22 protein-coding genes and 2 tRNA genes are annotated in these 24097 nt (G+C 33.6%); 11 read left to right on the top strand and 13 right to left on the bottom strand.

Annotation, left to right across the window (positions count from 1 at the left end; genetic code table 11):
• Nucleotides 1–66 precede the first annotated feature (66 nt).
• Entirely contained in the window at nucleotides 67–486 is a 420-nt protein-coding gene (locus ACWA1B_RS19895; RefSeq protein WP_456909959.1) for a hypothetical protein, read from the top strand.
• 79 nt (nucleotides 487–565) lie between these two features.
• Here ACWA1B_RS19895 and ACWA1B_RS19890 read toward each other — a convergent pair whose 3' ends face one another.
• Complete coding sequence (locus tag ACWA1B_RS19890) at nucleotides 566–1117, bottom strand: DUF4494 domain-containing protein (protein WP_456909957.1); 552 nt, start codon at nucleotides 1115–1117, stop codon at nucleotides 566–568.
• A gap of 339 nt (nucleotides 1118–1456) precedes the next feature.
• On the opposite strand from ACWA1B_RS19890, the gene ACWA1B_RS19885 reads away from it, so the two are divergent.
• Nucleotides 1457–2719, top strand: a complete 1263-nt coding sequence (locus ACWA1B_RS19885; RefSeq protein WP_456909955.1) for a MutS-related protein — start codon at nucleotides 1457–1459, stop codon at nucleotides 2717–2719.
• A 71-nt stretch (nucleotides 2720–2790) separates the two neighbouring features.
• Here ACWA1B_RS19885 and ACWA1B_RS19880 read toward each other — a convergent pair whose 3' ends face one another.
• Both ACWA1B_RS19880 and ACWA1B_RS19875 read right to left on the bottom strand, forming a co-directional pair.
• Nucleotides 2791–3885 (bottom strand): Ppx/GppA phosphatase family protein, encoded by a 1095-nt coding sequence (locus ACWA1B_RS19880; protein WP_456909953.1) that lies wholly within the window; start codon nucleotides 3883–3885, stop codon nucleotides 2791–2793.
• 402 nt (nucleotides 3886–4287) lie between these two features.
• Nucleotides 4288–4359: transfer RNA gene (locus ACWA1B_RS19875), tRNA-Glu, on the bottom strand.
• Between the two features lie 430 nt (nucleotides 4360–4789).
• On the opposite strand from ACWA1B_RS19875, the gene ACWA1B_RS19870 reads away from it, so the two are divergent.
• Nucleotides 4790–5248, top strand: a complete 459-nt coding sequence (locus ACWA1B_RS19870) for an SRPBCC domain-containing protein (RefSeq protein WP_456909951.1) — start codon at nucleotides 4790–4792, stop codon at nucleotides 5246–5248.
• Nucleotides 5249–5286: 38 nt separating this feature from the next.
• Nucleotides 5287–5676: a hypothetical protein gene (locus tag ACWA1B_RS19865; RefSeq protein ID WP_456909949.1), complete on the top strand. Its 390-nt coding sequence runs from the start codon at nucleotides 5287–5289 to the stop codon at nucleotides 5674–5676.
• Nucleotides 5677–5752: 76 nt separating this feature from the next.
• Here ACWA1B_RS19865 and ACWA1B_RS19860 read toward each other — a convergent pair whose 3' ends face one another.
• Complete coding sequence (locus ACWA1B_RS19860; RefSeq protein WP_456909947.1) at nucleotides 5753–5881, bottom strand: hypothetical protein; 129 nt, start codon at nucleotides 5879–5881, stop codon at nucleotides 5753–5755.
• A 7-nt stretch (nucleotides 5882–5888) separates the two neighbouring features.
• On the opposite strand from ACWA1B_RS19860, the gene ACWA1B_RS19855 reads away from it, so the two are divergent.
• From ACWA1B_RS19855 to ACWA1B_RS19840, 4 genes are all read left to right on the top strand, one after another.
• On the top strand, nucleotides 5889–6371 hold the full coding sequence (locus ACWA1B_RS19855) for a hypothetical protein (RefSeq protein ID WP_456909945.1): 483 nt from the start codon (nucleotides 5889–5891) through the stop codon (nucleotides 6369–6371).
• Nucleotides 6372–6580: 209 nt separating this feature from the next.
• Nucleotides 6581–8593 carry a M13 family metallopeptidase gene (locus ACWA1B_RS19850; RefSeq protein WP_456909943.1) on the top strand — a complete coding sequence of 671 codons (2013 nt, stop codon included), beginning with the start codon at nucleotides 6581–6583 and terminating at the stop codon, nucleotides 8591–8593.
• A gap of 290 nt (nucleotides 8594–8883) precedes the next feature.
• Complete coding sequence (locus ACWA1B_RS19845; RefSeq protein ID WP_456909941.1) at nucleotides 8884–9693, top strand: helix-turn-helix domain-containing protein; 810 nt, start codon at nucleotides 8884–8886, stop codon at nucleotides 9691–9693.
• A 16-nt stretch (nucleotides 9694–9709) separates the two neighbouring features.
• Nucleotides 9710–10507, top strand: a complete 798-nt coding sequence (locus ACWA1B_RS19840; protein ID WP_456909939.1) for an SDR family NAD(P)-dependent oxidoreductase — start codon at nucleotides 9710–9712, stop codon at nucleotides 10505–10507.
• 198 nt (nucleotides 10508–10705) lie between these two features.
• Here the strand turns inward: ACWA1B_RS19840 and ACWA1B_RS19835 are convergent.
• Nucleotides 10706–10778 (bottom strand) — tRNA-Met (locus ACWA1B_RS19835).
• Nucleotides 10779–10927: 149 nt separating this feature from the next.
• Here ACWA1B_RS19835 and era point away from each other — a divergent pair.
• From era to ACWA1B_RS19820, 3 genes are all read left to right on the top strand, one after another.
• A complete protein-coding gene (gene era / locus ACWA1B_RS19830) occupies nucleotides 10928–11809 on the top strand; it encodes a GTPase Era (protein WP_456909937.1) in 882 nt (293 codons plus the stop codon).
• A gap of 330 nt (nucleotides 11810–12139) precedes the next feature.
• Nucleotides 12140–13447, top strand: coding sequence for a ribosome biogenesis GTPase Der (gene der / locus ACWA1B_RS19825; protein WP_035651868.1), 1308 nt, complete (start codon nucleotides 12140–12142; stop codon nucleotides 13445–13447).
• A 122-nt stretch (nucleotides 13448–13569) separates the two neighbouring features.
• On the top strand, nucleotides 13570–16326 hold the full coding sequence (locus ACWA1B_RS19820) for an outer membrane beta-barrel protein (RefSeq protein ID WP_456909934.1): 2757 nt from the start codon (nucleotides 13570–13572) through the stop codon (nucleotides 16324–16326).
• Nucleotides 16327–16483: 157 nt separating this feature from the next.
• Here ACWA1B_RS19820 and ACWA1B_RS19815 read toward each other — a convergent pair whose 3' ends face one another.
• From ACWA1B_RS19815 to ACWA1B_RS19780, 8 genes are all read right to left on the bottom strand, one after another.
• A complete protein-coding gene (locus ACWA1B_RS19815; RefSeq protein WP_456909932.1) occupies nucleotides 16484–17221 on the bottom strand; it encodes a DUF2490 domain-containing protein in 738 nt (245 codons plus the stop codon).
• Between the two features lie 167 nt (nucleotides 17222–17388).
• Entirely contained in the window at nucleotides 17389–19935 is a 2547-nt protein-coding gene (locus ACWA1B_RS19810) for a TonB-dependent receptor (RefSeq protein ID WP_456909930.1), read from the bottom strand.
• 252 nt (nucleotides 19936–20187) lie between these two features.
• Complete coding sequence (locus ACWA1B_RS19805; protein ID WP_026730483.1) at nucleotides 20188–20601, bottom strand: RrF2 family transcriptional regulator; 414 nt, start codon at nucleotides 20599–20601, stop codon at nucleotides 20188–20190.
• Nucleotides 20602–20679: 78 nt separating this feature from the next.
• Nucleotides 20680–21498, bottom strand: a complete 819-nt coding sequence (locus tag ACWA1B_RS19800) for a TPM domain-containing protein (protein WP_456909928.1) — start codon at nucleotides 21496–21498, stop codon at nucleotides 20680–20682.
• Nucleotides 21499–21501: 3 nt separating this feature from the next.
• A complete protein-coding gene (locus ACWA1B_RS19795; RefSeq protein ID WP_035651879.1) occupies nucleotides 21502–21939 on the bottom strand; it encodes a TPM domain-containing protein in 438 nt (145 codons plus the stop codon).
• A 55-nt stretch (nucleotides 21940–21994) separates the two neighbouring features.
• Complete coding sequence (locus ACWA1B_RS19790; protein ID WP_035651882.1) at nucleotides 21995–22579, bottom strand: LemA family protein; 585 nt, start codon at nucleotides 22577–22579, stop codon at nucleotides 21995–21997.
• A gap of 34 nt (nucleotides 22580–22613) precedes the next feature.
• Nucleotides 22614–22946, bottom strand: a complete 333-nt coding sequence (locus tag ACWA1B_RS19785; protein WP_035651884.1) for a MerR family transcriptional regulator — start codon at nucleotides 22944–22946, stop codon at nucleotides 22614–22616.
• 46 nt (nucleotides 22947–22992) lie between these two features.
• Nucleotides 22993–23970: a peptidoglycan DD-metalloendopeptidase family protein gene (locus tag ACWA1B_RS19780; RefSeq protein WP_456909925.1), complete on the bottom strand. Its 978-nt coding sequence runs from the start codon at nucleotides 23968–23970 to the stop codon at nucleotides 22993–22995.
• Nucleotides 23971–24097: the final 127 nt, after the last annotated feature.

Here is a 24097-nt window from a genome sequence, read left to right as displayed (position 1 = left end):
TAGTGTCTGCTGAATTGACATTTTTATTACCTTTAATACCCAGCAATAACTTTAAAAGAAAACACTATGAAAAAGAAATTATTGATTGCGGCTGTCCTTTTAGGGACAATTTCATTTGCAAATGCGCAGAGTGTAGGAGAGATTACAAAAGCAGCTAGTAAGGCATCAACAACAGCAGTTCCTGCTTTTGATGTTGCTAGTCTCTCGAATCAGGTTATGGGTGTATTGTCACCAAAATTAAAATTAACTGAGGCGCAAAAACCGATTGTGAATTCATTGGTAAATGAAACTTTAAATAAAAAGAAGAACATTTTGCCTACAATGGCTACAGATAAGGCCGGTTATACTTCTAAAATGACAGCAAGTAGAGAGTCTTTTATAGCCAAAATGAAAAAAAATATAAGTCCAGCACAATTTGATGCACTTACATCTTTATTGCCAAAATCAGCTTCGGCAGTAACACCATTGGCAAAAATGCTTTATTAAAAATAGTGTAAAATTAAAAAAGCAAAATAGAGTTCTATTTTGCTTTTTTAATTTTCATTTATTAGAAAATGTCTTGAATTTAAAGACTTTCTTCTAAATAAGCAGGATCAAATTCATTTGTATCCTGAACTTCGACAGCTACTGGTTTGGAAGCTTTTAGGGTATTGAATCTTTCCAACATTTCTGTTTCGCCTTCTTCGCCGCTGAAATAAGGAAAAACATCCATAATTGCTGTTTCTGAAATGGCTGGAATAGAATATTCTCCCATTGTATTTTTCATTACGTGAAGTGTGTTGTCAAAAGCTTCGCGTACATCATTTGCCTGAACCAGCATATACATGCTTGTTTTTCTTTCCTTACCACTTTCTTCATCATAAGCAATTAAAGTGATTTTAGATTTAAACCATCTGTCTGCATTTTCAAAAGGATGAATTTCGGCATAATTTGCCACTTTGATAGCTGTGATTTTGAATTCTTCACTAGTGTAAGCGGCCATTTCTTCGGTCATTCTTTTTTCAGCTTCTGTATAAGATAAAGCATCAACCAAATAAGGTTCGGTTAAAACTTTTTGTCCTCCAGTTTCATCTGTTTTTCTATATTTTACTTTGCATTCGTACCAAGTTGCGCTCATTTTCTTGTAATTTTTAAGGATGTCAAAGATAGATTTTAAAGAGAAAATATGCCTCAAATTCTCAAATAGATATTCACAATTTAAAACAACTATTGATTTGTTGATTTTTGTTTAATGTTTTGTTGTCTGATAATTTTGTTTGATTTTTTAATTACATATGTTTTAAAAATGTATTTCATCGATTATTAATGAATATGGCGTGCTTTATTTGTTAAAACGTTCTAAACTTTATAAATTTAATGGATTTCTGGTATGTTTTTTTTGAATAATTTTACTATTTTAGATTAAACAAAATTCAGTTATCAGCCTAACCTAATTTATTAAGGATAATTTAAGCGTATGAACAATATTCAGGATTTAAACATAAAAGAAGAAGTATTGCCTATTTTTGATTTTTCGCTGAATAGCTTCACTAAAAAAAGGATTCTTTATCTGTTAGAAACGCCTTTAACAACCGAAAGCCAAATTGTTGAAAGGCAAAATATTCTTAAAGGATTTGCTTTGAATAATGAGGTTCTGGAAAAGTATTCTTATACTGTTTTGTATTTAAATGAAGTTCATTTTTTTCTAAACAATTTTAAGGAAGAAGAAATCAATTGGAAACGCTTTTTGTTTTTTGGACCAACTGCAGACGAAATTCTTACACACAATAAGATCCATCTATTAATATTGTTTTTTTATAGGCTGGAGTCAACTTGTTTTGCAAGATTGAATCTTATTCATTTTCCGGAATCATACAGAAAAGATTTGAACAGGATTTTGTCTTTTCTTTCTTTTTTTGAATTGAGTAAATATGAATACATAATTAGGGAAAAACAACTAAAGAGCAAGCATCTCAAGAAAATAACGGCTAAAATTTCTGTGTTGCAGCAGGAAGAAAAAATTGGAAAATTTTGGGAAGATTTATTTCTATTTGAATCGTATTTGTCGATCAATAAAGCAATCACAAAACGTGAATTTGTTTTTCCGGTTATCACGGAAAAGACACTGAATATTAATGATTTTTATCATCCATTAGTTGAAAATCCTATTAAAAACAGTTTTAAGGCAATTAACAATGTAATTGTATTGAATGGACCAAATATGTCTGGAAAGTCTACTTTTCTTAAATCGGTAAGTTTATGTCTTTATTTAGGGAATTTGGGTTTTGGAATTCCGGCTTCTTCGGCAGAAATTCCATTTTGTACTGATTTTTCAATCGGAATAAACAAACGCGATGATATCCTGAATGGTTATAGTCATTTTATGACTGAAGTAATTAATGTTAAAGATGTTGTTTTAAAAGCTGCTGACGGCAAAAGATGTTTTGTTGTTTTTGATGAGCTTTTTAGTGGAACGAATGTTGAAGATGCATTAGAAATTTGTACCCGAACCATAAATGGTGTAAGTATTTATTCGAATTCGTATTTTTTAATTTCAACACACATTCAGGAATTAAAAAATCTGACCAACGATACCGTTTCGACTTATTATTTGGACTGCGAGCTGATTGATGATATTCCAACGTTTACTTATAAGCTAAAAAAAGGGTGGTCGGATATTAAAGTGGGAAGGATTTTGTTTGAAAGAGAAGGGCTGAATAAGCTTTTGCAGGTTAATTAATTTTTTTCATCTAAATAAAAGTAAAAAAGCTCCAGATTTCTCTGAAGCTTTTTTTTATTTAAAATAATACCTTAAAAATTAGTATTTACTTTTTTAGAGCGATCTGCGATGTAAGAGATCAACCAGATTACTTGTCCTTCCTTTACAAAGAATACTTTTTTCGATTGTAAATTTGGAATACTTTCAAGACAAGTCTGTAATATGTTATTAGCTGAAATAAGATACTGCTGGTCATAAGTACTTAAAACTCTTGCAACTTCTTTGTTGGTTTTGGCCTGGTTGGTAAATTTTACGAAGTTATTTTTCAGAATAGCGTCATAATTGATAACATCTTCTAAAGTTAAAGAAATATAATGTTCTTTTATTTCGTCATTATAGTATAACGTTGCAAAAGCCCATACAGCGCCACCAGACAAATATATTTTCTCTTTTTTAGCCAAAGGAGGATTTGCATCTAGCAATGCTTTTACTTTTTTACGTAAAATAGGATTGAAATCAAATGCTTTTTCCTGATAAGTAGTCATGTCATTTGCCTGATTTGGATTGACAACTGTCTTTTTTACTGCATCAGTAAGGGTCATTGTTCCGAAATCAAGTTCTAAAGGAATAAATTCTAATTTGTCGTCCTCAAGCTCATCAATATAACCACCTTTAGTAGTTTGAGCTCCAATATCAAGTAAGAACGCATTTGCAAAATCAACTGGAGGCATTGCACCTTTAACAAGTGTTTTTGCTTCTTCGTTAACATTTAAGACGTCAAGATTTTTATTGGTTAACGTATTAATTTTGCTTTTTAAAACATCAATATTACGTGCTTGTGCAAAAACAGGAGCTGCTACTATAAATATATTCTCTTCAAGAAGTTTAAAATCAGTTTTTATTTTTTTTAATTGATCGACAACTGTAATACCAATTTTGTTGATGTCTTCTTGAGGAAGTTCACCTTTTTCGGCAATATGTGCAGCAAAATCAATTCTGTCTGTTGCAAAATAAAGAATTTTATAGTCGGCTTTTCTGATGTTGTTTACATCGACAACAGAAACTTTTATTGCTCTTCTTCCGATTTCAATTCCAGCGTAAACACTTTTTTGAGAAAATGCGTTTAGAGAAAAAAATAAATTTAAAAGAATAAAAAATAAAATTTGGGGTTTGTTTTTTTTAATCATTGGATTTAATTGTTGTTGTAATATAGTTGTGAATAATGATGTACGATATTGATTTGATTGTGTAAATTATAAAGAAAGTGTACTCTGGATTTTTTTGCATTAGGCAGTATTTAAAAATCGAATGAGTTTATTGTAGGTTATTAGGATTATGGTATTTGGGTTTTAATTAATTTTTGCAAAAATCCGATAATTTGTTTGAAGAAAAAAGAACTTACATGTTTTTTTATTGTTACTTTTTGAAGAATTGTCGAGTTTGATATTTTTTTTCAGAGAATGTCATAAATTTCGAGATTCTTACCGTCAATTTTTGATGCAATTGTTAACGGATAAAATCGACTAATATTTTTTCAAACCATGTAAAAAAAAAGCTCCAGATTTCTCTGAAGCTTTTGTCTTGCTAAGTAGTCCGTGGGGGAATCGAACCCCCCTTACCAGGATGAAAACCTGGCGTCCTAACCGATAGACGAACGGACCTGTTTTGCTATTGCGGGTGCAAAAGTGCAAATAATTTTGGAATACGCAAATAGTTTTTTGAAAAAACTTTTTGAAATTATTTTGAAAACATCAAATTCAGAAGTAGAAAAGCCTTAAATAATTTGTTTGATTAAGACTTATTTGTTTGATTCGTAATTGATTGTTTTATGTAAAGAATGAAATAAAGAAGTTATTTTTCTTAAAATAAAAATTTCAAAAAAATAAAAGTTTTATGTGTGATTTTTTGTTTTGAAAGAATATTCTCTTTGTTTTTTTATATCTTCGAAGAGTTCCTTGTGAGAAACTGGACAATCTCGAAATCTTTGGTGGCTTGCGCGACGCTTATAATAACACATTGGATATGTAAAGAATTTAAGTTAATAAATAGAAAATATTAAACTGATTAAAAACTTTTAAAACAAAGAAAGCAATGCAAAAATTACAATTTAAAAAAGAAATTAAAGCATCAGCTCAAAAAGTATATGAAACGATGCTAGGCTTAAAAGACAAAGCCACTTACGAATATTGGACAGCAACTTTTAATTCTACTTCTACCTATGAGGGAAGCTGGGATAAAGGAAGTAAAATCCTTTTTGTAGGAGTAGATGAAAACGGCAAAAAAGGAGGAATGGTTTCGGAAATTGCAGAACACAAACCTGCAAATTTTGTTTCCATTCGTCATTACGGATTTTTGGACGGAGATACCGAAGTAACCACAGGTGAACAGGTAGAAAAATGGGCCGGCGGACATGAAAATTATACTTTTCAGGAAAATAACGGTATTACAACCGTAATCGTTGATATAGATGTTATTGATGAGTATTTAGGCTATTTTAATGATAATTACCCAAAAGCAATGGATAAATTAAAAGAAGTTGCAGAACAGTAAAAAATGAACAGATAAAACATATTTTGGTAACTATCTTTATGAAGCAAATTTTGACATTGATATTTTTTCTAAGTTGCTTAGTTGGATTTTCTCAGGAAAACCAAAAAGTTGATGACAATCTTTTTTGGTATGAAGCAACATGCGAAAATGGAACGGAGAAAGCACAAATAGATTTTAATAATGGTAAGTATAATATATTAATAACAGGACTTACTTTTTCATTTAAATCCGAAGAAGAATTTTATAAATTTTATGACAATTACATGCTTAAAAAATACAATATAAAATTTGTAAAAAAGGGCTGCGTTATTACTGGTTCAATAAAATGTTATAAAGAAACAATGGAAAAGTTAGTTTTGGAGAAATTTGGCGTTGATGTATTTGAGAAGTCAAGAAAAGAAGCTAAAAAGGAGTTTGAAAAAAAATAAGACACTGTTCATAACAGCTGCTACAATGAATTTAAGCAATCAATTTAATGGGAAGTTTAACAATTAAGCAAATCGTTCAGAAACATTCGGTTTTGATATGTTTGGTCATTTCCATGATTTTGATCGTAATAGCTACTTTATTATATCCAGGCGGATCATTGCTTGACAAAAATTCTATTGGATTTGGCTGGTCAAAAAATTTCATCAGTAATTTGTTTGCTGCAAAAGCGATAAATGGGGCAGAAAACCCCGGCAGGTTTTGGGCCATTATCGGAATGGCATTCCAATCGGTTGGTTATGGCGTCTTTTTTATTCATATGTCAAAAAAAATAGCATTAAGACAATGGGCTAAAATTTTAAAATTTATAGGCGTTGCCAACATATTATTTATTTTCTTAATTGCAACACCCTTACATGATTTGGGAACAATATCGATCGTTTTAACATTGATAGGTTTATTTATTATTACTGTATTAATCCTAAAGTCAAAACTTCATTTGCTTAAATTTTGCTGTATTATTTGCTTGCTGACATTTTACTGTTTCTTTTTTCTGTTTGGGTTTGGTTATTTGAGTTCAGCCATCATAATGCAGAAGGTATATAATGCAAGTTCAATACTATTAGTTTTGGGATTGGAGTATTTTACCCAGTATGATGATTTTATAGCAATTAAATCGGGAGAACAAAAAGTATAAATAACGAACTCATAAAAACCGGTGTAGCTTCAAAACGTACAATGAATCACTACATTTAAAGATAAATAACTGCTTATAATTCTGTTTTTTATAAGCAGTAATTCTCACAAAAACTTCAAAATTAAAAACTGAATTCGTATATTGTTCTGCTAAAATTAACTTTACCTCCAAACGTCTTTCAGTTCATTTTAATAGAAATCATTTAAATTATGAAAAAAACCTTAGTGCTCTTCAGTGCATTCTTAGCTTTTGCATCATGTTCAAAACATGAAGGAAAAAAAAATGTTGCTATCACAGGAATAGATTCCACATTGACGCCTGGCAATGATTTTTTTAAATATGTAAATGGTAAATGGTACGATTCTGTATCAATTCCTGCATCTCAATCCGGAGTTGGTGCTTATATGTTTATGAATTTCCCACAACGAATGCGCCTGCAAGGGATATTGGACAGTATTTCAAAAAGCACAAATCCGGCAGGAAGTATAGCGCAGAAAGTAGGAGACTTTTATGCATCAGGTATGGATACTGTAACCATTGACAAACGCGGTTATGCGCCTATCAAACCCTTACTTGCCAAAATTGACGCAATTAGCGATTTACCGTCCTTAATGAACTTTGTAGTTAATGAAGTAAAAGTGTACAATTTTTCGATTATAAATTTCGGAGTCTCAACTGATGATAAAAACAGCAAAATGAACATTGCCCAAATCTATCAAACTGGTATTGGTTTACCAGACAGGGATTATTATTTCAAATCAGATTCGTCGACTGTTGCCATACAGGAAGCATACAAAAAATACCTTATTACATTATTTCAGCAAACTGGCAGTAATGTAGAAGAGGCTAAAAAGAGTGCTGATTTGGTTTACGGTATTGACAAGCAACTCGCTACTTCTCATAAAACAAAAGTTGAACTTCGAGATGTGCAGGCAAATTATAATAAAATAGCGGTGACAGATCTTGTAAAAAGACACCCTAATATCGATTGGACTGCTTTTTTAAATAATTTAGGTGCTAAAACCGATTCTATTAATGTATGCCAGCCTGCTTATTATGATGCTCTTAATAAGCTCTTAAAAACCATTCCGCTTAATAATTGGAAAATTTATTTGAAAGCCAACTCTATAGAAAGATATGCTGATGATTTAAGTAAGCCTTTTGTCGATGCTTCATTTGAATATACCAAAGTACTTTCTGGTCAAGCTGTTCAAAAATCACGCGGCGAAAAAATGGCTAATGTCATTGATAGTTACTTAGGCGAAGCGTTAGGCGAATTGTATGTAAAGAAATATTTTTCAGAAGATGCCAAAAAACGTATGCTAGTTCTCGTGAATAATTTGCAAAAAGCGTACGGCAAAAGAATTGATAAATTGGAATGGATGAGTCCAATTACGAAACAAAAAGCTAAAGAAAAATTGTTCGCCATTACTAAGAAAATAGGATATCCAGATAAATGGAGAGACTACAGCAATGTTAATGTAGCTAGAAACACCTATTTTGAGAATATTATTTCGGCTTCTAAAGCTGCGTATCAATTTCAATTAGCAAAATTGGGCAAACCAGTTGATAAATCAGAATGGTTTACTACAGTTCCGACAGTTACGGCATATAATAATCCTACTGCAAATGAAATTGTTTTTCCAGCAGGTATTTTACAAGCCCCATATTTTGATAATAATGCAGATGATGCACTTAATTATGGCGGTATTGGAATGGTTATAGGTCACGAAATAACCCATACTTTTGATGATCAAGGTGCTCAATACGACAAAGATGGAAACCTGAAAAACTGGTGGACAAAAGAAGATTATGAACAGTTTAAGTCAAGAATACAACAGGTTATTAATTTGTATAGCACATTTACAGTTTTAGGAAATCTGCATATTAATGGGGCAATGACAGTTGGCGAAAATACAGCAGATATTGCTGGAATAGCAGTTGCCTATGATGCTTTTAAAATGACCGAACAAGGAAAAGGAAACACAAAAATCGACGGTTTTACTCCAGACCAACGCTTCTTTATTTCTATAGCCAAAATATGGAGAGTAAAAATGAAAGACGAGTTCCTGCGTTTGTGGATTAACAATAATCCGCATTCTCCACCAAATTGGCGTGTTAACGGTCCTCTAATGAATACCACTCCTTTTTACGATGCATTTAATGTGAAACAAGGAGATAAAATGTTTTTGCCGAAGAAAGATAGGATAACGATTTGGTAATACCTAAATGTTCCCATGAAAAAAAATGTGCAAGTGTCCCTGACTTTGCGCATTTTTTTTTACTTTAAATTAGAAAAATGAGAAAGGTTTCTGATTTTTATGTTTTAATATAAATAATAAAGATTCCATATTCCTCTGAAGCTTTCACTTAGTAGAGGGAGGCATTCAAACATCTTATTATTTATTAAGGATTATATTTTTTTTAGTGACAACAAATAAGTTTGGACGTTTGAACAAACTTGTGGATTGATTTATTTGAGAAATTTGTATCAGATAAAAATGCAAAGAAAATGGAATCAAAAAAAGTTCAAACTCTTTCAGAACCAAAGCTAATACAAAATCTCTATTTTGGAGATAATGTTGAAGGCGAAGCATTTGTGTCCGATCACATCTTTAGTTATATCATAAGCGGCAGGCATGATGTATGGATAGGATGCAAGAAATATACTTTTACCGCTGGTGATTACCGCTTCTTTAGAAGAAATCAATTAACAAAATCTATTAAACATACTGAATCTGACGGTTTCAAGTCTATAGCTGTTCATTTTGACCAAAATACGCTTATGGAGATTTCGAAAGAAATCGGTTTTAAGTCAGAGAGGTTTCACGGTGAAGGTGTTAAGGCTGTCCAGGCTAATAATATGCTGACAAAATCTGTAGCAGCATTAAATGAATATGCTCAAAGAACAGATGTTGATCGTGAAATTTTACGAATTAAAATTAAGGAGCTGGTTTTAATATTGGCAGATATTGATCTGGAAATTAAGGAAATGTTATTTGAATTTAGCGATCCTGGAAAACTGGATTTGGAGGGATTTATGAATGGTCATTACAGGTATAATGTTCCATTAGAAAAATTTGCTTTTCTCACAGGACGCAGTTTGTCCGGTTTCAAAAGAGATTTTGCGAGATTGTTTAGGATTACTCCAAGCAGATGGCTTACTAAAAAGCGTCTTTATGAAGCAAAATATTTGATAGAAAATTGCAAGCAGCGCCCAAGTGAGATTTATTTAGAAATAGGTTTTGTTAATATGTCTCATTTCTCTTATGCGTATAAAAAAGAATTTGGTGTGTCACCTTTACAAAAAAAACAAGAATAGTTAATTATAGATAAAAATGGATTTAAAATTAAAAGGGAAAAGAGCGCTTGTAACCGGTTCGAGTTCAGGACTAGGGGAGTCAATAGTTAAAATGCTGGCAAATGAAGGTGCGACCGTTATAGTTCATGGCAGAAATGAAGATCGTGCCAAAGTAGTGTGTCAGGAAATTATTAACAATGGAGGAATGGCAGAAATAGCTTTAGGTGATCTCAGTACAGATAGTGGGGCTGATGAGGTTGCTAGTGCTGCGCTTAAGAATGGTCAGATTGATATCCTAATTAATAATGCGGGTGCGACATCACATAAATCCTGGGGTGAAGCAACTGCAATTGATTGGGCTGAAATTTATAACAACAATGTCGTTTCGTATGTGAGAATGATTCAGCGCATAGTGCCACAAATGAAAACATTAGGTTGGGGACGCGTTATTCATATAGGCGGAGGTCTTGCTATACAGCCTATTAAAGAGCAGCCACATTATAATGCGACACTTGCTGCAAGACATAATCTTTCAATCTCACTTGCGAGAACACTGCAAGAAACCGGAATAACTTCAAATGTAGTTTCTCCTGGGGCAATAATAAATCCTATGGTTGAAGATTGGCTTGTGAATGCTGCACCTAAGTTTAACTGGGGAACCGATTTAGAGGAGATAAAATCCAAGGCTGTTAAGCAGCTTATTCCAAATGACACGGGAAGGTTTGGGGAACCAGAGGAAATTGCCGGCGCAGTTGCGTATCTGTGTAGTACTTTTGCTAATTACATTAGTGGAGCTACCATTAGGGTAGATGGTGGTACCATTAAATGTTTGTAGAATATACTTCTAAAATAGTCCAATAAAATAGAGCGTTCCGATATTAGGAAGTGTTTGTTTTTGAAAAGCTGCGCAAATGTCTCTGACTTTGCGCAATTTTTTTGTGTTTAGAAATCAGGAAAATTATATTTTTTGTGAATTGTATCGAACCATTTAAATAAAAAAAGCTCCAGATTTCTCTGAAGCTTTTTGTCTTAGTAGCGGGAACAGGACTCGAACCTGTGACCTTCGGGTTATGAGCCCGACGAGCTGCCTACTGCTCTATCCCGCGATGTTTCGGGTGCAAAGATACGCCGATTTTTGAGAAATCCAACGAAAACTTAAAAAAATGTTTTATTTTCTGTATTGAGTTGATATGACTACCTTTGCACTCGAGACCGACAGGTCGAACTGTACGCAGTAAAATTAAATATTATGCAAATGTCACATAAAGCAGGTTTTGTAAACATCATCGGGAATCCAAATGTTGGGAAATCGACACTAATGAACGCTTTCGTTGGAGAACGATTGTCAATCATTACATCAAAAGCACAAACTACACGTCATAGAATTCTTGGAATTGTAAATGGCGAAGATTTTCAACTTGTATTATCAGATACTCCTGGAATTATAAAACCAGCATACGAAATGCAGGAATCGATGATGAATTTCGTAAAATCGGCTTTTGAAGATGCTGATATTTTAGTTTACATGGTTGAAATAGGGGAGCAGGATTTAAAAGATGAAGCTTTTTTTAATAAAATCATTCATGCTAAAATTCCGGTTTTACTTCTTTTAAATAAAATTGATAATTCGCACCAAGAACAATTAGAAGAACAAGTGTCTTTTTGGAAAGAAAAAGTACCAAATGCTGAAATTTTCCCAATCTCGGCTTTGCAGAATTTCAATGTTCCAGAAGTTTTCGGAAGAATTATAGAATTATTGCCGGAATCACCAGCTTATTATCCAAAAGATCAATTAACAGATAAACCAGAACGTTTCTTTGTAAACGAAACAATCCGAGAAAAAATCTTGCTGAATTACAGCAAAGAAATTCCATACGCAGTTGAAATAGTAACAGAAGAATTTCACGAAGACGAAAAAATTATCAGAATTCGTTCGGTAATTATGGTGGAACGTGATACGCAAAAAGGAATTATCATCGGACATAAAGGAGCTGCTTTGAAAAAAGTAGGAACTGATGCCCGTGCCGATTTAGAAAAATTCTTCGGAAAACAAATTCACATTGAACTTTACGTAAAAGTGAATAAAAACTGGAGAAGCAATGCCAATATGTTGAAACGATTCGGTTATAATCAGTAGTTTTTGTTGAATCGTTTAATTGTTGATTTGTTTAATCGTAAAAACAAAAGTATTCTTAAAACGGAGATGCCCTAGCCCTGATAGTAGTGGAAATCCTTTTGTGGCGCTTCTTTAGCGACATAAAAGATTGAAACGGATAGCAGGAAATAGCTCCTAAAAAAGATAAAAACTTAGGTACTTAGTCCCGATAGCTATAGAGATAGCAATTTAGCCACTTTTTTATGTACCTTTGCAAAAAATTTAAATAAGGCATTTAGGGTAATTAGTGATTAGGTTTTTAGGGAGCTAAAAATCTGAAATCTAAAGTCTAAAGTCTAAAATTCAAAAAAAATGAATAACATTGTTGCGATAGTAGGAAGACCTAATGTGGGGAAATCGACCCTTTTTAATAGGCTGATACAAAGAAGAGAAGCTATTGTAGATTCAGTATCTGGGGTTACCCGTGATAGAAACTATGGTAAAAGCGAGTGGAACGGAAAAGAGTTTTCTGTTATTGATACGGGTGGATACGTTCGCGGATCTGATGACGTATTTGAAGGTGAAATTCGTAAACAAGTGGAGCTTGCTATCGACGAAGCCGATGTTATTATTTTTGTTGTTGATGTTGAAGAAGGAATTACACCAATGGATGAAACGGTGGCTAAATTGTTGCGTAAAGTAACAAAACCGGTTTTATTGGCTGTAAATAAAGTAGATAACGCAATGCGTGAAAAAGATGCGATTGAGTTTTATAATCTTGGTTTAGGAGATTATTACACTTTCGCAAGTATTTCAGGAAGTGGAACGGGAGATTTATTAGATGCTTTAATTGATGCGTTTCCAGAGAAACCAGTTGTTGAGGTTAAAGAAGATTTGCCTCGTTTTGCAGTTGTAGGACGCCCAAATGCTGGAAAATCTAGTTTTATCAATGCCTTGATTGGTCAGGATCGATATATTGTAACGGATATTGCAGGAACAACTCGTGATGCCATTGATACTAAATTTGACCGTTTTGGTTTTGAATTTAACTTAGTTGATACTGCGGGAATCCGTCGTAAAGCAAAAGTGAAGGAAGATTTAGAATTTTATTCTGTAATGCGTTCTGTTAGAGCAATTGAGCATGCAGATATTTGTATATTGGTTATCGATGCAACTCGCGGATTTGAAGGTCAGGATCAGAGTATTTTCTGGTTGGCTGAGAAAAATCGAAAAGGTGTTGTAATCTTAGTAAACAAATGGGATTTGGTTGAAAAAGATACCATGTCAACTCGCGATTACGAAGAGAAAATCAAAAAAGAATTAATGCCTTTTACAGATGTGCCAATCTTATTCGTTTCGGCATTGACAAAACAGCGTTTGTTGAAAGCATTAGAAGCTACAGTTCAGGTTTTTGAAAACCGAAAACAAAGAATCGCTACTTCAAAATTTAACGAATACATGTTGAAAGTTATTGAGGCTTATCCGCCACCAGCGACAAAAGGTAAATATGTGAAAATTAAATATTGCATGCAATTGCCAACTGCAACACCTCAGTTTGTGTTTTTTGCCAATATGCCGCAATACGTTAAAGAGCCATATAAAAGATATCTTGAAAATAAAATTAGAGAAAATTGGGACTTTGCCGGAGTGCCGATTGATATTTATATTAGAGAAAAATAAAACCGAATCCCCTGTAAAAAGGGGATTTTTTTTTGCTTCTAAACAAAATACGCAGTAAATGTTATATTTATAATTAAACCTTTAAGTTGCTTTTAGGTCTTAATGGTTCTAACTAACCAATTATGACCAGGTATTTTTCTTATTTATTGTTTTTTCTTTTTTGCGTTGCTGCCAATGCGCAAAATGATATTATCATTAAAGGAACTGTTGTTGATCTTAATACACAAGTTCCGCTTGAAATGGCAACCGTATATTTTACTACCGTTAAAGATTCTGCCGTAATCGAATACGCTACTACTGATAAAAACGGTGTTTTCAGAATAAATACAAAAAAAATCAACAAACCTGTTTTCCTGAAAGTCAATTATATGGGATATCAGACTTTCGTTGAAGAACAAAAAGAACTTGTTGAAAGCAAGGATTTCGGGAAATTATATTTGGCCGAAAATATTAATGCTTTGGAAAATGTTGTCATTAAAACCGAAGCGCCACCTGTTGCTGTTAAAAAAGATACTTTAGAATTTAATGCTTCGGCATTTAAAGTAAGACCAGATGCCAATGTCGAAAATTTATTAAAGCAATTACCCGGCGTCGATGTTGATAATGACGGAAAAGTCACAGTAAATGGGCGGGAAGTCACTCAGTTTTTAGTCAACGGAAAAGCATTTTTTGATAAAGACGGACAGATGTTATTGAAAAATATGCCGGCTGAAATAATTAAAAAAGTTCAGGTTTCGGATTTTAAAACCAAGAAAGAAGAACTGGCAAAACAGGAATCAAGTTCAGATAATTCCTCTATTAACTTCACGATTGACGAAAAGAAAAATAAAGGTTTCTTTGGAAAAGCGCTTGCTGGATACGGTTCTGATGATCGTTATGAAAGCAGTTTGATTATGAATTTCTTCAATAATAATCAGAAAATTAGCGTTTTGGCTTCTTCTAATAATATCAATTCGACCGGTTTTTCAATGGATGACGTATTTGATAATATGGGAGGTGGGCGAAATAATAATGCCAATCAAGGAAGTACTACAAGTGGTAAAGGGATTATTCAGTCAAATCTGGCTGGGATTAATTATTCTGATGAATGGTTTAAGGATTTCTCAGCTTCCGGGAGTTATAATTTTTCAAATAATATAACGAATAATGACAGCAAGGCAAATCAATTGAGCTTTTTGCCGACAGGAAATATTTTGACGGAATCAGATGCTAAAACAAGAACTGAAAATACAGGAAATAAAGCCAATTTTGAGTTCGAGTACAAACTTGATCCGAGTACGCGAATTGTTTTTACTCCAAAATTTAATCAAACGCGAGTTGATAGTGATTCAGATTCATCAAGTTCTTCTCAAGATGAAAATGGCCAGGCTTTAAACGAAAGTACGGCAGTTTCTCGCCGAGAAAATACAACGACTAATTTTGCCAATACTTTAAATTTCAATAAAGCATTTGAGAAAAAAAATCGTAACCTGAGTTTTGTTTTTGATAATAACAATACAGATGCTATTACGGATGCATTGAATGTTTCAGAAACAATTTTTTATCAGGACAACAAACCAAATGATAAGCGAAATCAGACGACAAGAAATGATAATGTCAATGATGCTTATTCATTAGATATTGAATATACGGAACCGATTACAGATTCTTTACGAATTAGATTTGGTTCTGATTTTGATTGGCAAAACGAAATAAAAGATCAAAAAACATTTGATTATGATGCTGATACACAATCGTATTCTCAAGTAAATGAGTCTTTGACGACTTATACAACGTCGAAACAAAATTCGGTGAGCCCGAAAGTTGGAATTACGCTTCAAAAGAACAAATACACCATAAATCTGGATACAAAAACCTCGATTATTGATTACGATAATCATGCTTTTTATTTAGGAAAACCAACCGATTTGAATCAGAAATATGCTTTGCCATACGCGACAGCTCAATTTCGATATAAGTTCAGCCGTTCAAAGAATATGACTTTTAAATATGATTATTCGAATGCGCTTCCGGCCTCGAGCTTTTTATTGCCAGTTGCAAATTTGAGCAATCCATTGAATACGATTATAGGAAACCCGAATCTGACGCCAATAGAAAAAAGTAGTGCAAATTTTAGTTTCAGAAATTTTGATTTCCGAACACGTTCGGGTTACAGCGTGTATACAAGAGGAGATTATTATTCTAATGATATTTCTTCTACTTCATTTTATGATGACAGCGGAAAAAGAACGACAACGTATGTGAATATCTCAGATACCTACACCTTTACTGTTGGCGGAAACTGGAATCAGTCAATTAAGAAAGATGCGAATACTTTTCGATATGGTTTGCAGTTGAACGGAACTTACAGTTTTGATAAAGGTTTTACAAATGGAGTTATGTACAATGCAAAAGGTACTGCAGTAACGCCAAAAGTATATTTGTCTTATGAATATGGCGAGCTGCTTGTTATTGCACCTTCGTACAGTTTGTCATACAATGAAACAAAATATGAAAACTACACTCGCGATGCAACTTCAAATGTCGTACACCGAATTAATTTGCAAACAACGAGTTATTGGCCGGCTAAATTTATTTTCGGTAATGACTTTGGATATACTTATAATTCTAATATTTCGAGTGATTTCAAAAAGGACTTCTACTTATGGAATACGAGCTTGTCTTACGGATTTTTGGACAAAAAACTCTATGCAAAAGTGAAAGTGTACGACGTTTTGAATCAAAATCTAAGCGCTACCAGAACGATTTCGGCAACATCAATCCGAGATGAAGAAAACACCGTTTTAAAAAGATATATCATGTTTTCATTGGCCTATAAAATTGGAAATTTTGCAGGAAATGAAAAGGGTAAGAGAAGAGGCCGAGAAAGAGAGGAGTAGGTTTTGTCTTTCTGAAGAGACGTGTGTTGGCGCGTCTCTTTAAGGCTTTTTTTAAGATGCTAAGGTACTAAGGCGCTGAGGTTTTGAAAAAGCGTATAAATCAAACTTTATTTGATTTATACGCTTTTTTTATCACTACATATAAAGCCTTAGTACCTTAGAACCTCTTTTCTATTCGATGATAAACAGTAAAACGAACAATATCCCTGTCATAAAAATCTACACCAGTGGCACGTCTTTGGAAGTTTTTTAGATAACCCAATTCTACTCCGATATTCGGATTAAAATGATAGCGAAGTGCTACGTAAAATCTGTTTTGATCAAAAGTATTCAGCTTGTTGTCTTTTCCGAAATTGAACATAACTTCGTCAGAAATTGTGCCTTTCAAGCTTCTGTTTTCTTCTTTCCAAAGATCAAAAGTCGATTGCAATCTATAACGAAATCTTAAAGCAAATGAAAAATCAACTAGGAATTCTGTTCTTGAAGCTTTTTCGATAAAACGTTCTTCAAGCTGAAAACGATTGTGAAAAGTGATTTTCCCAATATCGTCAATCAAAGTAATATCTTGCTGAATTCGATATTCCGGAATTGAGAAATCAGGATCAATATTGGGATTTTGGGTATTTACATTAAAAAAAGCAAGTCCGCCTCCTAAATCGACAAGTTTGCTTGCTCGGTATCGCCCCTGGACCCTGATAACAAAAAGATTTTCATGAACCGGATTTAAAAAAGCCCGATTATCAAATTCAGAATGAAGTGCCCATTTTTCGGATAAAGGCAAAATGTTATAATAACGAATCCAGGCTAAAGTTTGCTGGTCGGTTTTCTTTTCATTTTGCGCCGATAAATTTGTGCCAATTAAGCCAAGTAGGAACAGTAATTTGAAAAATTTCATCTAATCTCCATAAATTCAGGCTGCGAATATATAGAAATCAGCGTTGATTCAGTGCAGATTAAAATTTGGTTTCATTACTATTTTGTGATTTCAAAATAAAAAAAAACGAGGCAGGTTTAAAAACTTGCCTCGTTATAATAATTTTAAACAAACTAACTTAACCGCGCTTACAGAGAATATTTTAAAGTAACTCCGTAAGTTCTTTGGTCACCAATTACCCCTGCATATTGTCCTGCGTTACCTCCGGCAGGCAACAATTGCTCATAGTAATCTTTATTCAATAAGTTGCGTCCCCAGAAGTGAACAGATAGCCCTTGAGAGGCACGGAAACCTAAACGTGCATTAAAAATAGCATATCCTGGTACAACCAAATATTTTGAAGCCGAAGGGCTTGAAGAGAATTCTGAACGTGCATAAGAATCAAGTGCTACAAATATTTTTCCTCTATTTCCAAAGAATGTTGCATTGTCTGAAAGTTCTCCGCCTAATGATCCTGCCCATCTTGAAGCTCCTGGTAAATCAGTTCCAGAAACATCTTTGAAAGATACCGGTGCACCAGTTTCTTCTAATGGAAGCGGTGCATTTGTAAATTTCACATATTTTCCGTCAGTATAAGTTGCAGCAGCATTTACTGTTAAATGTGAGCTAAATACAAAACTTGCATCTAATTCTGCACCTCTTACACGTACTTTGTCTGCATTAGCAAGGTATCCACGGTTCACGCCTAATTCAGCAGCCTGAACGTTTGTTTGGAAATCTTTGATATCTGTATTGAAGAACGTTAAGTTGAAAATCGAATTTTTAAATGGAGACGTTTTTACTCCAACTTCATAATGATTTACTTTTTCAGGTTTGATTACAGCAAGATCCAATAACGGATTTCCTTTAGAATCTGTAGGAAGTCCAGCAACGTTTACACCAACTGGTTTGTAGCTTTTTGCATAAGTTGCATAAGCATTGATTTTGTCTGTAACTTTATAAGTCAATGTTAAGTTTCCAGAGAAATCGGTATTGTCTGTACTTGAATCAAAAGCCTGATCAGAGTAAACTGATTTTTTCAAAGCGATCAACGCAGGATCATTTGTTTGTAAACCTCCATATGTTAAACGGCTGTAATGAGCATCTTTTTTATCAAAGTTGTATCTTAAACCTGGTAAAATATGTAAGCGTTCTGTAATTGCCCAGTCAATTTGTCCAAATACTGCTGCACTTGAAGCTCTGATTCTAGCATCAGTTTTGATTCCGTAACCTTCAAATAGACCTGGAGTTTTCCATAATGGACTAGTAGAACTTTGTGCGAATCTCCATTGTGCATTTCCAGATTCTTCTGTACCATCTGTTTGAGAAGTTTGATCGATGAAGAACGCTCCAACAACACCACTTACTTTTGTAGAAAGTTGTCCAGCATAACGAACTTCCTGAGTTACCTGAGTCTGTCTTGTTGGGTTTTGAGATTTTGCTAATACTTGTAACCCTGTAAAATCCCTGTCATTTGATGGATCCCAGTTCCAGAATCTCCAAGCTGTAGTCGAAGTTAATGTTCCTGGTCCAACTTTTGTGTCAATATTAAGCGAAATACCTCCCATGTCCTGATTTGAGCGCCATGGAGTATCTTGGTCAATTTTACGATCAAATGCATTTAAACTTGGTAATTGATAATTTAAGTCTTTGATAATAGCATTAAATTGACGGTAAGCTGCTCTTTGAGTAGGAGCAACACCTGCTACAACTTGCGCATATCCATCAGGACGCTGTGTTGTAATATCTGCAGCCAAAATAATATTAGTATTTACAGATGGAGTCCACAATAACTGTCCTCTAATTCCTTGATTGTTCAATGTGTTTGTTGGTCTTCCAGTTGCTACGTTGTCAATTAATCCATCTCTTTGTGTTCCTGAAAAAGAGATTCTTCCAGCAATTTTTTTACCTAAAGCTCCAGTAACAGATGCTTTAGCTTGTAAAAAGTTATAGTTTCCGTAACTAACTTCAAAATCTGCTCCTGTTGAAAAACTTGGCTTTCTTGTAGTAATATTGAAAGCACCCGAAGTCGTATTTTTTCCAAATAATGATCCTTGTGGTCCACGTAACACCTCAATTTGCTCCACATCAATAAAATCTAAAGTTGTTGCTGCCGGACGTGCATAATAAACACCGTCCACGTAAAAACCAACACCAGGATCGATTCCGTCATTCGTTAATCCAAAAGGCGAACCTAAACTACGAATGTTGATTCCTGTATTTCTAGGATTTGAAGAATATAGTTGTACCGATGGAACTAGTTCTTTGATACGGTTAACATTGAAAGCACCTGTCTGTTCTGCTTGTTTTCCTGTAATTACAGAAATTGCAATTGGCACATCCTGAACTTTTTCGATTCTGCGTCGTGAAGAAACAACAACTTCAACCAAAGCGTTTTCTTCATTTAAAATGATTTGTAATGGAGTTGCAGGCAAATCATCGATTTCTAATTCGGTAGTTTTATAACCAACATATTGAATTAAAAGTGTTATTGGAAGTTTTCCCTTAGTGTCGATAGTAAATTTTCCTGTAGCGTCAGTAATTGTATTTATAGTAGTACCTTTAATAACAACGTTTGCAGCTTCTAATGGAGTATTTTCAGTTGTTTTAACTACACCTTCGATGTTTTGTCCAAATGAGAGTGAAAAAGTTAAAACAGATAATATTGTAAGTATATTTTTAATCGAATTTTTCATTTTTATATTAAGTATATATGATTAGTAGAGTTTTTAATAAATTTTTTTTTATCAACACATACACATCATACAAGAAATGCTTTTTGCAGTTTGGAACTGACTATTTGAATTTGTTTGCAAAAGACTTTTGGTTACGCCTAATAAACTGAAATGTTCTTTCATGAGTTAAAAATTTGTAATTGGTTTGTTAATTATTTTTTGGCAAATATATAATTAATTCTATCGATTTACTAGACTTTAAAAAATATTTTTTTATTTTTTTACTAATGAGGCGATTGTGATACCTTCCATAGCCTTCAAAGTTTTATCTCTAATAAGCATTAAACCATGACGCAGACTGCATTCAGACTCGGTTTTGCAATCAGAACAAGGCTCGTAAAAATTTAAAGAAGCACATGGCAAAAGTGCAATTGCTCCGTCAAATAATCGGTGAATTTCTGCCAAAGTGATGTCGTTTTTGGATTTTATCAGATAATAACCGCCAAATTTTCCTTGTTTGCTGCTTACAAAACGTCCTCGTTTTAGATCTAAAAGAATCTGTTCTAAAAACTTTTTAGGAATGTTAGCGCCATCAGCGATTTCTATAGTTCTAGAAATGTGATTTTCGTCTTGTTCAGCTAAATAAAGTAAGGCCTTAAGGGCGTATTTTGCTTTATGTGATAACATTTATGATTGAATTATGAATTGTAAATTTAACTAAAATAATTTAGTAAACCTGAAACTTGAAATTAGAAACAAAATAAATTACCAACTTCCGCCTGAACCTCCACCAGAGAAACCGCCTCCGCCAAATCCACCGCCGAAACCGCCTCCACCGCCAGATGATCCACCACCGAAGCCTCCAAAACCGCCTCCGCCGCTTCTTCCAAGATTACTCAGAATAATAACATCAAGTAGGCTGGGACCTCCGCCGCTATTTCCAGAATTTCCTCCGCCACCTCTTTTATTGCGGGAAAGTAAAATTAATACTATTACAACAATGACGATAAATGGAAATATAGGAAAGTCTTTTCCTTTAGATTGCTTGCGTTCGCCTTTATATTTGCCTTTAAAAACATCAAAAAGCGCATCGGCACCTTTATCAAGTCCACGATAATAACTTCCTGCTTTAAATTCCGGGATAATAATGTTTCGGGTGATTTCTCCTCCAATTCCTGCTGTTAAGCGATCTTCTAATCCATAACCAGGGGAAATCCAGATTCTTCTTTCGGCTTTAGCCAATAAAATCAAAACCCCATTATCTTCTTTTGCTTGTCCAATTCCCCATTCCTGAGCCCATTTTGGAGTAAGAATTCCAATATCTTCCCCTTTTAAGCTTTCAATAGTAATGACAACAATTTGAGTAGAAGTTGAATCAGAATAACGAACTAGTTTTTCTTCTAATTGTGTTTTTTCAGAAGAACTTAAAACATTGGCGTAATCATAAACCGAAGTCTGGAAATCAGGTTTTTTAGGAATGTCAAACTGAGCAAAAATAGTATTGCAGATAAAAAACGCGATAAGCAAAAAAGTAAACTGAAAAATTCTATTGGAATTTGGGATTTTATTATTGGAATTTTTCATTATTTATCCTTTTGAGATTTCGTTAGATAATTCGTTTGTGTCGCCTTCCGACCACGGAAAGTATTTTTTTAATTGTTCTCCGGCATTTGTAATTCCGTCAACAATTCCTTGTTTGAAATTGCCAGATTTAAAATGATTACTCATGATGTCTTTGGTACAATCCCAAAAATCATCGGCAACCAAATCATTAATTCCTTTGTCTCCACAAATTACAAAACTTTTGTCTTCAACTGCAAAATAGAGCAATACGCCATTTTTTAGTTTGGTTTCATCCATTCGTAATTCATGAAAAACTTCTAAAGCCCGATCAAAATGAGCTTTAGAAGTTGTTTTTTCTATATGAACTCTAATTTCGCCAGAAGTATTATTTTCAGCCATTCGAATAGCTTCAACAATTTCCTGCTCTTCTGCTTTGGTTAAAAAATCTTCTACTTTTGACATTTGGGTAATTTTAGAGTTAAGGTTATAGATCTTAGATTTATTGTCTAAATTCTTTTTAGAATTTTACTTCAACTGGTTTGTCTGCTCCGGTAGAAGCCTCGAAGTATGGCTTTTCTTTGTATTCGCTCAAGAACCAGTTGTTTGGAATTTTTAAAACATATCCGTTATAAGTTTGTACAGATTCGTTGAAACGAGTTCTAGCCGTTAAAATTTGATTTTCTGTACTTGCTAATTCGTCTTGTAATTTCAAGAAATTCTCGTTTGCTTTCAAAGTTGGATATTGCTCTACAGAAACCAATAATTTTGATAATGATGAAGTTACTCCACTTTGAGCCTGGTTGAATTGTGCCAATTGCTCTGGAGTCACATTACTTGGATCGATAGTTACTGAAGTTGCTTTTGCACGAGCTTCGATTACTGCTGTTAAAGTTGATTTTTCAAAATCAGCAGCACCTTTAACCGTGTTAACTAAATTTCCAATAAGGTCATTTCTTCTTTGGTAAGCTGTTTGTACGTTACCCCATTCTTTATTTACAGCTTGACTGTGCTGTAAGGCAGTATTTTTAATTCCAATTGACCAAAATGCGATAATAGCAATAAATGCGATAAGAATTCCTACAGGGATTAACCACTTTTTCATATTTGTTTTGATTTAAGTTTATTTCTATTTTTAATTACAATTCGTTTTTGATGTCGTTCAATTGTGTTTTTATGGTCTCTAATTTACGTATTATTTCGAATTTATCTAATGTTTTCTTCTGTCCTTCTTTTAAATGCGTTTTAGCGCCTTCAAGTGTAAAACCTCTTTCTTTTACCAAATGATAAATCAGCTGCAGGTTTGTAATATCTTCCGGAGTAAACATTCTGTTTCCTTTAGCATTCTTTTTTGGTTTCAGAATATCAAATTCGCTGTCCCAGAATCGTATCAATGATGCATTGACATTAAAAGCCTTGGCAACTTCGCCAATGCTGTAATATCTTTTATCTTTTGAAAGTTCAATATGCATGTTTTTGTATTTCTAATTTATTTCAAAAATAACACTTTTTAAAGTATTAATCTAATGATTGATTTTCCTGGTTCGCCATTTGTGAAATTGCTACATATTCGGCAGCTGAAATATTTCCGTAATAAAAATTCAGCGGATTTACGACTTTTCCATCTTTATGTACTTCATAATGACAATGTGGCCCTTCAGATCTTCCGGTACTTCCCACATAGCCAATTATGTCGCCTCTTTTTACATGTTGCCCTGGTCTGCAATTATATTTACTTAAATGTGCATAAAGACTTTCGTAGCCAAATCCGTGCCGTATTACAACATGATTTCCATATCCAGAAGCTGTATTGTCAGCTCTGCTCACTACGCCGTCTCCGGTTGCATACACGGGAGCTCCTGTGTTTGCCGTGAAATCCATTCCGTTGTGCATTTTTCGCACTTTCGTGAAAGGATCAAGACGATATCCAAAACCCGAAGCAACACGTTTTAAATTCTCATTTCGAACGGGTTGAATAGCAGGAATCGCTAATAATAAATTTTCTTTGGCTCCAGCCAATTTTAAAATTTCATCTAAAGATTTCGACTGAATGGCCAGTTGCTTCGAAAGTTTATCTATTCTTTTTGTCGTATTTAAAACCAATTGAGAATTATTATACCCTTCTAGCGCTTTGTACCTGTCAGAACTTCTAAATCCTGCTTTCCGAATCGAATCTGGAATTTCAGCTTTGTTAAAATATACACGATAAATATTATTGTCACGTTCTTCTAATGCGTCAGCAGCAGCATCAATTTCGTCTAGTTTTTTATTTAAAATGGAATATTGAAGTTTTAAATTTTCAATTTCACGTGCCTGTAAACGATCTTTTGGAGTTTCGAAATAAGGCGTGTTAATTAAAAGAACAAAAACTAAAAAACCAAACAACGCTGAAGCTACTAAAAACAATAATGCGTAACCTATTTTTATTCTTTTTCTGGTTTTTATTTTTGTATAAGCCAGATTTTCTGAGTCGTAATAATATTTTACTTTCGCCATATTTTAAAATACGCTATTTTTGCACCTTGTAAAATAAATTAGTCGAATAAAACTGCTAAATGTTTCAGTTTTTCGATACTTTTTTTACGAGGATTAATGATTAGATATTGGGGACTATTTTATCATT

Source organism: Flavobacterium xizangense, from assembly GCF_054075145.1.
This window is presented reverse-complemented; position numbering and strand designations above follow the sequence as displayed.